Consider the following 12692-nt stretch of genomic DNA (forward strand, 5'->3'; position numbering starts at 1 on the left):
AGAAAGTAGCTCCGGCCTGTTTTTCCCGATTATGCCGACTATCCCGCACATTTTATTTAATACAGGAGCTGTACAGGGCAGCAAAGCGTTCAGCCTGTCCTGTCAGCGTGTGTGAGGATTTAACCCTTTTGAGGCAATTAGCCGACAGCGCTGCATATAAAACTGAATCTGTTAGAAGCATCTCAGTCCCATTATACAGACTTTCAAAGTCCTTAACCGGTGCAAGATAGCCGGTTTCCATGTGACTGACAATGTCCTTTACGCCGCCAACGTCAAAAGCCACGGCTGGAACTCCGCAGCCCATTGCCTCAAGCACGCTGTTGGGTAAATTCTCCGCCACTGCCGGGTGTAGTATGAGGTCTGCGCTGTTATAGATGTCAGCTAAAAGGCTGTCGTTATTAACAAAGCCATGCCGCCACACAGGACAGTTTATCTCGTCAGAGAGCTGCTTGGCCCCATCCCCTGCTATCATGGCAACAATGTCGCCCTTATGTTTAGCGGCTAACCTGTTCATAACTTCCGCAAAAAATGCTCCTCCCTTACGAGGGTTGTTCTTTACCACATGGGCCAGAAATAAAACCACCTTTTTATTTTGGGGAATACTTAACCTGTCCCTGCAGGTGGACTTGTTTAACGGCTTAAAGATGCCGGTGTCGATGCCGTTTGGTATAACGGATATTTTAAAAATGTTAAGAAGCGGACTTTCCATTGCAATGTTGCTCATCCACACAGAGGGCGCTATCAGATGTATGTTTGACCGGCAGTAAACTGATTTTTTCCATTTCCACAGCAACGATGCACTGTCAAAAGCAAGAGGTGGATAACAGGCGAGATCAGGGCACTTTTTACAGCCTGTCATCCACAGTGTGCAATCTCCGCTGTATGTGCAGTGGCCGGTTACAGGCCACATGTCAGAAAGCCGCCAAAATACGTGTTTTACTTTACAAAGTGCCGGCAGCACGCTGTGAGAGAAATAGTTACCGTGTGTGTTATATAACTGAATGATGTCGGCCGCCCGGATCTGCGGATTTCTCAGCAATCCGATGGAAGATGGCATAAAGAGGTACTGCAGGGATAATGCATTAGTGATCTTTGCGGCAATTTTATCGGATACAGACATTATACCCTTTGAGATTTTCACAACATCAGGGTCTGTGCAGGACTTGTAACCGACCAGCATTTTTGAGTCAATACCCAGGTTTAAAAGCCCCTTGTGAATCTTATAGGCGGAACGGCCTGAGCCGCCGATATTGTCGGCTGTGCTTAGGTGAACAACTCTCATTGTTTTAATCTAAAGTATAAATTGTAAAATGTCAATCTTATATCTAATAATTATGTGTTGACAGAAAATCCTCATCAGTGGAAAAAGCGATAAAGCGGGCAATATTTGAAAACTGTTTGCTTTGAAAGACCTCTGTATCTATAAGGTTAAAGTCTCTGCATATGGGATGTCCCGGGGGGTGCGTAAACAGATCGTTTATAAGGAGATCGAATTTTGCAGGACGGATTATGAAAAAAAGATATGCATGTTTGACGGCTAAGGCTATTTCACTGTGGGAAAGAGGTTTTATCTCATGAATGTTTCTTATTTTTTGCAGGTACTCTGAGACGGAGGTGGAATCCACCGTAAAGCCCTTGTTAGCGTAGCGTCCGGTTCCAGCCGTAAGCACAGGGACGCCGAAACACGGTAACTCCGCCCCCACTGTGCCCCGTACAGTGACACCATAGTCTGCAATCTGAAAAAAAGACCATGGATTTATGCCGGTATCGGGAAGAATCACTTTGATGTTTTCAGGCAGTTGCCCTAGAGCCTCTTTTATGGCGGCTATCTCGCCATACTCGCCACTGTAGTTTTGAAACGCCCGTCTATAGACATTAGCCGGATGCAGCTTTAAAAGCCAGTTGACATGAGTGTTAAGGGCTGCAGCCTCTACGGTTTTTACCAGCCACTCTGAAAAACCGTTTACAAAAATATCCTCTCCGAAGAAGAGGTTGGCGTCGTCAAGTATATGAGAAAAAATGACTGCAATTTTTTTGCCGGGATTGAGCCCGTAAGTTTTTATTATTTCATCTTTATCTGAGAGGACTTTATCAGCCGCCAGTTTTTTGTACTCAAACCATCGTCCGTTTAAATATCCGTCTTTGAGAATACTATAAACGGACTCACTGTGGTCGTTGTTGTCGCTGAGAACTTCCCGCCATGATTTGTCGGAGATGGAAAAAGGATGGGCACGGTGATTTCTTAAATTATAACGTTTTAACATCAGAGAATTCGGCTCATGGCAGCTTAACCATGAAACGTAGTCAATCCCCCTGTGTAATGCCTCATAAAACAATTCACAGTTTCCGATGTTGCCTTTTTCCATGCTTATAATTTTTAAAGGTTTTATTTCGTCAAGGATTTTTTCTACTGCACCGGCTGCCATCAGAGAGTACTTAACGTTATTATATATTTGTGCAAAAAACGCTCTGTTACCGCTAATATCCCCTGTTGGAAGAGCTCCAGGGTAAGAGGCTAAAGCATGCAGTCCAAGGGGAATATTTCTGTAATGTACTTTTTTTATTTCAGGGATTGTTTTCATTTTCATGATACTGTTTAAAATCTCTTTAGCCTGCCTGGACAGAGTAACCGGCATAAAATCCTGTAGATATAATATTTCACTGAAACCGTGAATTTGTTTATGGATTCTGTCTGAGAGGCCTTTATGTTCATATTTGGTTAAAAAGATTACTCTGAAACCGTTGTTTTCTAAAAATCTGCCTGCAATTGATTCCATTTGCATACTGTAGGCCATGTACAACGGGCTGTTTATTAAAACAACGGAGCCGGCTTTGTTTATTTTTCGGGGTTTTCTGCACAAGTAAGGATACTTTTGTTCAAACTCTCTTGCATACGAGGCGATATCCTTATCATATTTACCGGTGGTATCGGACTTTAAGTGTTTCTTTACGAGTAACTTGCTTTTAAACAAAAATGAATAGATCATTCAGAGCGTCCACCTTTGCGCAAGAGCAGGCATTGAATAACCTCCCTCCCTTGCTTTTACAATGGATGCAGATTTTTTTATTTTGGATGCAACAACATCTTTCAACAGGCCGGTGTTTTCCCCTACCCATTGTAATACAGGTGATTTAATCTTAACGTTTTTAGACACCGCAGACATTAACACCTCCTGCGTCTGTAAACCACACTGTAGCTGCATTTTCAGCCTCCCTCTTATTTATTGTATATCAAAAGAGAAATATTTATCCATTGCTTATGAGACGGCTTCATTGAGATTTGCTCTTACGAAACACTCTCCTCCACATATATAAGCACTTCATAGCCCTCGTCTGATTCAGAATCATAGTTGGCAGGCTGTGATATGCTTATTGAGTAACTGTCATAAGTGCTTTCGTAGCTTAAGCGCCCCACGGCAACACCCTCCGACTCTGAGCTGACCTCCATATCGCCGCTCTTTTTGATTGTTCCAGGGGATGTCCCCCACCACGTTATTGAATTGATGGAGTTAATCGGATATGACACTTCAGCCGTATTTGTGTTTTCAAATTTTATGGTTTCCTCCTGTGTTACACTCTGCTGTGTTCCCACAGTTGTGAGTGTACCGTCTGAGACTGCCGTCTTGTACCCCGAAATGCCGGCTGTTTTATATACCCTGAAATAGTAGTTATCTCCAAACGTAAAGCTGGATTTTTCATCCCCGCTGCTATCTACATTTAAGTCCTTATCCGCCTCCACTATGATGCTTTCCCCCGAGCTTGTACAACTGCTTTTAAATGATACAGTTTTCGAGGCCTTTACCTTTGATGAACCCCCCACTACCATCCCTCCTCATAAGCACAGATTTTTATGATTTCTTTTAGTTTTACCGCACCACCGGAAAGTGATATTTCAAGCGATGCCTCTCTCACTATCCCTCTGACGAATGTCCCCCCGGCCTCATCATCCACCGTGGCTACCTTTCCGTCCTCAACTCCGCTATAGGGAACGTCTATTGTATATTTCTTACGCCGGTAGTAATGTTCATACAGGTAGAGCTCTCCAACGGTGCTGGCTTGTGACTCGGTGGTTATCAAGGCGTTATTAATAGCGCCGGCCTCTTTGCCGCCACCGCCCATTATCACTGTTACTGAGGAAGTGGCGGTATCCGTACTGACAGACAGTGACACTGTTTCAGTTACAGCAGATGTGAGCTCCCACAGGTCGTAATATTTAACCTCCTCATCCTCCGACTCCGAGTACGTGCCAATCTTAGTTGCCGTAGCTGTGCCGCTTACGTTGAGGCTGTAGAGGGCATTTGCCGAGGGAATATAAACTTTCATCTGAAGTGTTTCCCCAGGCCTTGCACATGTGCCGTCCACCGCCTTGATTGAGTACTTTTGCAAGCCGGCACTGTTGGTACTGAGATTAACTGTGACAGCGTTGAATTCTGGCTGCTCCTCAGCGTAATCCAGTGATGTTATCCCTGTGCGGTCAAATGAATATATAGCAGTTTCGTTTAATAACTCATCAGGTGTAACTGGAAACTTACTCCTGACGGTTAGTGAACCATCCATTTTAGTTCTCACCACAGCACCTATACCCTCAGCCAATGTAACCAGCACGTTTAACGGATAGTCATCCGCCGTAAATGTGCTTATCCAGTAGTCGTCACAATCCCATGTAAGCGTAATATCACCGGCGATTTCAACTGCTATCTCTGAGGCGTACTTATTTGAGTATGTCCCTGTTAATTTTGTTGCAAACCCTTCAGCTAATATTGCCGTTTTTTGCCTGCCCCAGATGTTCATACCGGCTTTAAACCCCTCTCCTGCCGATTCGTTCTTTTCACGGCTCTCCAGATAGAATTGATACTCATTGCTATTTATTGTTAACTTAATCCGTAACTCCCCATAGTTTGTGGCAGGGTTACAGGTATCCCATAACGTTAGCCCTGCCAGCTCAATCTCTATCTGGTCTATAGGTTCAGATTCCCGCCTGTCCATGTTTATTTTTTTTGTATATCTCTTGATTGATACGCCCTCCAGTGTTAAATCCCACACAGGAGAAACTCTTTTTACAGGTACCGGCGCTAAAGAATTGCGCAGAAAAAACGGTATATGCAAATGATCCTCAATTGTGTTTGTAACATAAAGAGTCGAATTAACAGGATCAGCCATGCTGGTTAATAGTGCCAAGGTTTTATTAATTCCCTCCGCTATCATTGTCGTAAAGGTAATGTCCTTTGTATCAGATAATGAGCTGCTTATGGTAAGCATCGTCTCGATCCCTGAGTCCACTATTTTGCTCTGAATGCTCAGGAACTTATTCCAACCCTCTGATATTGTGAGAGGTAAGCTATTTGTCTTTGAATCGCTGATGCCGCTGCTTATGGCAAGCATCGCCTCAATTCCGGAATCAACTATCTTGTTGCAAATAAATAAACCCTTGGTATGACCCTCAGCAATATCCAGTGAAAAATGTAATATGCGTTCCAACAGCAGCGGTTGTTTGATAAATAACATTGCCAGGTCGCCGCCATAAGTGTTTATAAGGTTAAGATATTCGTTGCTTATGGCGCTTACAAAGTACTCCGTGCCGGAATCACCTAACGCCTGTGGAACACTAAAAAGCAAATTATCGCTGAGGCTGTTAAAAAAACAGCGTGTCATTATCTCAGAAGTAATAAGGTTTAAAGAGCTGAAAGTACCCATATCGGCAAGTGCAGACGATACTTTTAAAACCTCGTTGTCACCGGTTGCATGGTTAATCTTTACGTTATCGCTATCTGAAACTGAACCCGATACAGCACATTGATTGTTAAACTCTCCCACCCAGTTACGAGCCACCAAATCCACATTTTTATACGGCTTTGAGAAATACCCTAAAACATAAACTTTTACATGCGTGCTCTCACGCTTACACTCAAACGTCTTAGCCGCACCCATGCCGGCAACATATGTAACGTTGCCTGTGGAATAATACATGTCATCGGTTGACCCCGGAGCCCGTAGAGCTATGCGTGGGTTATCGCCGTTGTCAGTCCATGTCTGCACCAGTGCTCCGGCGTAGCCCCACGGCGGATGGTCTGCGCTCATATCTATGGTTTGATATGATCCTGTTGCAGGGGATTTATCGAGGCCGTTAATTTTGCCTTTACCGTTTGTAATATAGCCATGTAGGTATAATTTGGTTGGCCCGACGTTTCTTGCAGCTTCAACTTTGCGGTTGTTATCCAGTGCAATAATATAACCGTAATGCCATCCTACCCCTGACCATGTGCGTTGAGTATCCGTGCTGCCATAAGCTCTTATGCCGGTTCCGTGGTTATCTGCTCCGGCCAGTATTTCAAGCACTGCAAACTTAGCACCCAAAGGCACGTAACTGTTGAGGTCATACGCCGCCCAAGAGGTGGTTAAGTCGGAAGCTATCTGATAAGGATTTGAAAACCCAATAGCATCACTGGTGAAGTAACCGCAGAGGTAGCAATAAACATTTGTATTTTGACGTTTTATCTGTATTTTTCTGTCTGTGGATACGGCTGTATAAAATTCTGAATAACCATTTACGCCGCTATTTGTAAAGTAATTATCATAAGTAGATCCATACGCTCTGAAGCCATACCAACCACCCCCTCTTATCCGGACACAAACAACCGTGGCCCCCTCAGGTATATATGAAGACAGGTCAATAGTTACCCATGAACCCTGTGCACCGGGTGTTATCTCTGTAAAATTTGTGAAAAAGTGTGCCATAATCCTCCTGATACAATGACTGATTAATACAGTAATACCAAGTTGCAGTCATTCGATTAACTTTGTTGGCTTCGTCTAAAGCTCCTTGACGTACGAGCATAGTACGCCTTTGTCGCTTTCTCCTTGCCGCCTCGTTACTCTTTTGACTGCTACTTGGTATAAATTCTGTTAACCACATAATTATTTACTTTTTAGAATCATATAGTATGAAAAATCTGATAAAAGCAAGGAATATTTTTAGTAGTGACGTAGCAATAATTAGTAAAAAAGTGTTAAACTCATCGAGTTTGTTTTGGAGAGGTGTCCGAGCGGCTGAAGGAGCACGACTGGAAATCGTGTGTGGGGCGTAAGAACTTCACCGAGGGTTCAAATCCCTCCCTCTCCGTTGTCAAGTCTGTAGCTTTGGCAGGGGAGATATGATTCTTAAATAGATATATGTTGTATGAATTTGTTAAAAGATTGCTTGACATATCTTTGGGCTTGGTATTGCTTGTCTTTTTAGCTCCGGTAATGTTAATAATAATACTGTTGATATGGTTTGGCTCCTCCGGTAATGTAATCTTCTGTCAAAAGAGAGTGGGTAAAGGAGGTGTGGAATTTAACATGTATAAGTTTCGCACAATGGTGGTCAATGCCGATAAAATAAAGAGTTCATTGTCAAGTGAGGTGGATGGTCCGGTGTTTAAAATCAGAAACGATCCACGTGTGACCAGGGTGGGCAGAGTGCTCAGGAAGTGGAGTCTTGATGAGATTCCTCAGTTATTTAATGTGCTCTCGGGGGATATGTCGCTGGTGGGACCACGTCCGCTGGAGGACAGGGAGATGGCGGAAAATCAGCACTGGAGAGACCTCCGGCTCACTGTTAAACCAGGAATGACCGGCCTTTGGCAGATAAAAGGCAGAGAAACCGGCCAATTTGCCGACTGGGTGGCCTATGACTGCGAGTATGTAAAAAACAGAAATATATTTTTGGATTTAAAGATTATTTTTATGACAATAGAAGCAGTATTAAAAAGGAGAGGGGCCTGCTGATTATGGAAAATGTTGTTACTCTGGATATGGCCTTACGGCGGAATTGTATCGAAAAGCCCGCCAAAATATTTATCAGGTACCACCACACGGAGATGTCTTATGAAGAGGCCGGATGGATGGTTCTTGGGTTTGCCGAGTTTCTGAGAGAGACACAGGTGCAAAGAAATGACCGGATATGCATGATCCTGCCCCGTATCCCCGCTCTTGTTATAACCATGCTTGCCGCCCTTGACGTCGGAGCCCTTTGCGTTCCAGTTAACTACACAATAGAGAAACCGGCAATTACCGCTTTTATAAGACACGTTGCACCAAAGGTGACTGTTGTCTGTGAAAAGCTGTTAAATGTGGTTGATTTAAACTCATTTGCCGGCACTGTTGTTGTGGTTGAATCAGAGGGTAAAGCAAAGCACGGTTTTATCCCATGGAAAAGTGCTTGTTACAGAAAAAAGGGATTACCGGAGGCCAAATCCGCTGCCGGTGATATAGCATATTTAAACTACACAACCGGTTCAACCTCAGACCCAAAGGGTGCAATAGCAACTCATGCCAATGTGTATTACAACACGTTGTCGGCTATAGAGACATTTAAGATAACACCGGAGGATAAGCACCTGTGCATGTTTGCCTCCTTTGCCCATCCCCATGAAATATTCAGCCGTGCACTCTACACCGGAGGCACGCTGTCTTTACTTGAGGAGATAAACCCAAAAACCATAGCAAACACTATAAAAGATGACTCCGTCACTATGATGATGGGTATAGCTCCCATGTACGATATGCTTTTTTCACACTGTTACGGTTATAATATCTCCACCTTGAGGATAGCGGAAAGTGGAGGGATGTACACAAGACCGGATATAACGGAGGGTTTCAAAAAATCCTTTGGTATCCCTGTACTTTCTGTGTGGGGAAGCACGGAAACCAGCGGTATATCGTTGGCAAACCGGCCTGAGGATTACCGCCAGGACGGCTCTATGGGAAAACCCTGCCCGTACTATGACATAAAGATTATAGATGAGGATGGTAAAGAGGCACATACCGGGGAGATGTACATAAAGGGCCCGGCTGTTATATCAGGGTACATAGATGACAATGTGGAGTTTTTATCTCAGGATGGATGGTATCAAACCGGAGACCTTGTAAAAAAAGACAGTGACGGGTACTATTATTTTTTAGAGAGAAAGAGTGGACTTCTAAAAGTGGCCGGGTTAAAGGTGTATCCGCTTCAGTTGGAGTTGGCCATAAGAGAGTATCCCGGGGTCAGTGATGTGGCTGTAATAGGCATTGAGGATAAAAGCCGTGGTGTTGTCACGGCAGCGTTTGTTGTTGCCAAAGACGGCTTTGATATGACCTCAGCCGGCTTAAACCATTATCTGAGGTCAACAGTTGCCAATTACATGTTACCCAGAAGGGTGGAATTTGTTAAGGAACTTCCAAAGATAGGTAGCGGTAAAACAGATAAAAAGAGGCTAAAGAGACTCTTTGAGGATGGACAGATATGAAAGCACTTGTAGTGGAAGCCACGTGGAAGCCTGCTGCCGGGTATATTCCCACTGCTAAGGAGATACAGCTCAGGCGGGCCTCGATGGGCAGCCGGGTTTGGAAAAACCCTGTGTTTGAAATTCGGGAGGTTGCAGTTCCTGATGTAGGAGACAATGAGGTGCTGGTGAGGGTAAAACGCTGCGGCATCTGCGGCTCAGACACCCACATATATGAAAATGACGGAGACGGCTATATACTGTTTTCCGGTCCTGCCCGTTTCCCCTGCATAATAGGACATGAGTATTCGGGGGTGGTGGAAAGGGTTGGGAAAAATGTGGATACCTTAGTGCCCGGCGACCTTGTGGCGGCAGAGAGCATTCATTGGTGTGGAAAGTGTACACCGTGCCGCAGCGGGGCATTTAACCAGTGTCAGAAGGTGGAGCTTATAGGTATAACTAAAGACGGGGCGCTGGCTGAGTTTATATGTGCTAAGGAGCGCCACTGCTGGAACATTGAATCACTCGGAGAGCGTTACACTGAGGAAGACGTATTTTCTTTGGGGGCACTGATTGAACCGATAGGGTGTGCCTACAACGGGATTTTCATAAGCGGCGGCGGATTTAAGCCCGGTGCAACCGTAGTTGTCTATGGGGTGGGGCCGATAGGGCTGGCAGCCGTTGCGCTGGCAAGACTTGCAGGAGCAAGTTTAATTATAGCCTTTGACACCATAAATGAAAGACTCCATATAGCAAAAGAAATGGGGGCGGATATGTGCTACAACATAAATGAACTCACAGGCAGGCCCCCAGGAAGTATAGTTATGGAAATGACAAAGGGTGTCGGGGCGGAGTTTCAGGTAGAGTCTGCCGGTGCCGCTCTTTTTACTGTTCCTGAAATGGAAAAATCCCTTGCCGTTAACGGCAAAATAATCTATCTTGGAAGGGCAGCAACAACTGTACCCCTGATGCTTGACACTCTTGTCTCCGGCGCTAACAGCATTGTCGGGGCAAGGGGACACGCCGGTTACGGCATCTACAACAACATTATAAGACTACTTGCCTCAGGCAGGCTAAACGTTAAAAAAATGATTACCTCCACGTATGAATTTAAGGATGCCGTTTTAGCAGTTAAAAATTCAACGACTCGAACCGACGGAAAAAGCCTGGTGTTTGTTTCGTAAACCTAAGCTGAGGTAGAAAATGCAACTAAGATATTTTATTGAACTGCTCCACAGGCGCAGGGTAATCATATTAACAGTGTTTGCTGTTATTTTCTTAACAATAACACTGGGTACCCTTGCCATTGCTCCATCGTACGATTCCACAGCAAAAATAATGTTGAAACGTCCGGGAGCACTTAACGTGTTAAGCTCCGCAATGGGAGTAACAACTGAGTCCTCTACGTTTACCTCAACAGACAGGGCGGATTATCTGGCGCTGTCATCACTACGCCCTACGGCTGAGCGTGTTGTGAAGAAACTATCTCTTAAAAGAATTCGCTTCAGGCAAAGGGTTCTGAATGCTCTGCCTTTTCTTAAACCTCTGCTGAGACCCCTTGGTGTAGATATTGACTCCGTCAGCAAGGAAATGACGGCGGAGCAGTTGTTAAGTTCAAATATTATGACGAAAATATTTCCGCGTCCAAACATAAAGATAACTCAGATTGAGGACACGGACTTATTTACAATAACGGCTAAGGGGGCAAACCCTGAGGCCGCCGCAGACATAGCTAATGCTATGGCTGAGGCTATTGTGCACCAGGAAATTAGCAGAGTCTCAGATGCTTACAAATATGCCGACCAATTCATAGATGACAACATTGATAAGGTCAAAACACAGGCACTTGAAAATTTAGAAAAGATAAAAGATTTTCAGGAAAAAGAAAAGGCCGTGGCACTGGACACACAGACAACCAACATACTGACCGACCTTAACTCTTACACTAAAAATATAGAAACAAATAACGTATCTATCGCAAAGACTAAAGTTTCTATCTCAAAGGTGGAGAGCCAGTTGAGGAACGTACCGGCTTTTGCTAAAGACGGCAGTACCATGGGTAACTCCGATCTGCTATCTTTTTATAAGCAAAAACTGGCTACCCTGTACCAGACCTATTCTGAGTCAAAGACCAAATATACTAAAAATCACCCGACTGTTATGGACGTGGAAAACCAGATTAGCATGGTAAAAGAGCTTTTGCAAAAAGAATATGAAAAGGTCTTTGACTCCAAGTCCTACAACATGGATGACATATACATGTCTGCAAGAAAGAACCTCATCACCTACTACCTTGAACTTGACGGATATTATGCCCAAAACAGAGCCTACCCTGAAATTATTAAAAAGTATGAACAAAAGCTTGCATCGATTCCACAAAAACAATTGACAAGTACAGCTCTTACTCAGGAGGCTACGGCTACCAACACAGTCTATTCAAATCTTCTTACCTACAAGTACCGTGTCGGCCTTATGGAGTCCATAGAAATGTCAAACATAAATATTGTGGAGCCGGCAATCGTTCATGAAAAATCCACCCATAAGCATCCGTCATTTTTTCTAAATCTGATTATAGCAGTGTTTTTGGGCTTTGTTCTTAGTCTGTTAAGTGCATTGATTATGGAGATACTGGACAGTTCAGTTAAGGGTGTGAGGGATATAAAGGGATTAAAAAATATAGCGCTTCTGGGTGCAGTAAAAAAGCTAAAAGAAGGCCACTTCGGTCCCTCTGCGGCGACACAGGTTAAATCCTTTAAGACCATATCAAACAGCATTTCAATGATTCACCGTAACACTCCGGTAAAAACCATCGTGGTATCCAGCACACAAGACGGTGAGGGGAAGAGTTTTTTGTCGTCAAACCTTGCACTGTCTATGGCAAATGAGGGTAAAAAGGTGCTTCTTATTGATGCTGATACCACAGCAAATGCTCTTAGCACTATTTTAAAGGTATCCAACACACCCGGCCTTTCTGATTTTTTAACCGGCAAGGCAGCCGACTCTTCAATTATTAACTCCACAGGGGTTGCAGGTCTTTTCCTTATTCCTGCCGGTGAAGCGGGGTTAAGCAATTTAATCTCAGAGAGGTTTGCCGGCTTCTTAAACACTTTAGAAAGGAATTATGATTTTATTATAATAGATACGCCCTCTCTGCTGTCCTCAGATGAGGCGTTACTTATAGGCAGCCATACGGGCAAAAATCTTGTTATTGTTGTTGAAAATGAGCGCACACGTATTGATGTCCTTTCCGGAATCTTTTCAAACTTTAAAACAACAGGAATAAACTTTTCAGGAGTTGTTCTAAATAAGGTCGAAACTATAGAATTCGGCTCAGAATACTACACCACAATCAGATACTTTCCAAAGAATGAGGCTGCCGGCGTTTAAGCGCTTTTAGTGTGACATAAACGTAGTTACTTTCAGGGTTTCCTTAGAGTAACGAGGCGG

9 protein-coding genes and 1 tRNA gene are annotated in these 12692 nt (G+C 44.0%); 5 read left to right on the forward strand and 5 right to left on the reverse strand.

What is annotated here, in order from left to right:
• Positions 1-52: 52 nt before the first annotated feature.
• The 5 genes from H7844_00910 to H7844_00930 form a co-directional block, all read right to left on the reverse strand.
• The gene (locus tag H7844_00910; protein MEO5355842.1) at positions 53-1282 is read right to left on the reverse strand and encodes a glycosyltransferase family 4 protein; all 1230 of its coding nucleotides are present in this window, start codon (positions 1280-1282) and stop codon (positions 53-55) included.
• A 43-nt stretch (positions 1283-1325) separates the two neighbouring features.
• Positions 1326-2987 (reverse strand): hypothetical protein, encoded by a 1662-nt coding sequence (locus tag H7844_00915; GenBank protein ID MEO5355843.1) that lies wholly within the window; start codon positions 2985-2987, stop codon positions 1326-1328.
• A complete protein-coding gene (locus H7844_00920; GenBank protein MEO5355844.1) occupies positions 2988-3164 on the reverse strand; it encodes a hypothetical protein in 177 nt (58 codons plus the stop codon).
• A gap of 122 nt (positions 3165-3286) precedes the next feature.
• A complete protein-coding gene (locus tag H7844_00925) occupies positions 3287-3826 on the reverse strand; it encodes a hypothetical protein (protein ID MEO5355845.1) in 540 nt (179 codons plus the stop codon).
• Positions 3820-6735 carry a hypothetical protein gene (locus H7844_00930; protein MEO5355846.1) on the reverse strand — a complete coding sequence of 972 codons (2916 nt, stop codon included), beginning with the start codon at positions 6733-6735 and terminating at the stop codon, positions 3820-3822. The genes H7844_00925 and H7844_00930 overlap by 7 nt, the downstream gene beginning before the upstream one ends.
• A gap of 294 nt (positions 6736-7029) precedes the next feature.
• On the opposite strand from H7844_00930, the gene H7844_00935 reads away from it, so the two are divergent.
• The 5 genes from H7844_00935 (at position 7030) to H7844_00955 (ending at position 12632) form a co-directional block, all read left to right on the forward strand.
• Positions 7030-7120: transfer RNA gene (locus tag H7844_00935), tRNA-Ser, on the forward strand.
• Between the two features lie 125 nt (positions 7121-7245).
• Positions 7246-7767, forward strand: a complete 522-nt coding sequence (locus H7844_00940; GenBank protein MEO5355847.1) for a sugar transferase — start codon at positions 7246-7248, stop codon at positions 7765-7767.
• Positions 7768-7769: 2 nt separating this feature from the next.
• Positions 7770-9269 (forward strand): acyl--CoA ligase, encoded by a 1500-nt coding sequence (locus H7844_00945; protein MEO5355848.1) that lies wholly within the window; start codon positions 7770-7772, stop codon positions 9267-9269.
• Positions 9266-10429: an alcohol dehydrogenase catalytic domain-containing protein gene (locus tag H7844_00950; GenBank protein ID MEO5355849.1), complete on the forward strand. Its 1164-nt coding sequence runs from the start codon at positions 9266-9268 to the stop codon at positions 10427-10429. Before H7844_00945 ends, H7844_00950 begins: the two co-directional genes overlap by 4 nt.
• A gap of 19 nt (positions 10430-10448) precedes the next feature.
• The gene (locus H7844_00955; GenBank protein MEO5355850.1) at positions 10449-12632 is read left to right on the forward strand and encodes a polysaccharide biosynthesis tyrosine autokinase; all 2184 of its coding nucleotides are present in this window, start codon (positions 10449-10451) and stop codon (positions 12630-12632) included.
• Positions 12633-12692: the final 60 nt, after the last annotated feature.

The organism is Nitrospirae bacterium YQR-1, assembly GCA_039908095.1.
Classification (GTDB): domain Bacteria; phylum Nitrospirota; class Thermodesulfovibrionia; order Thermodesulfovibrionales; family Magnetobacteriaceae; genus Magnetomonas.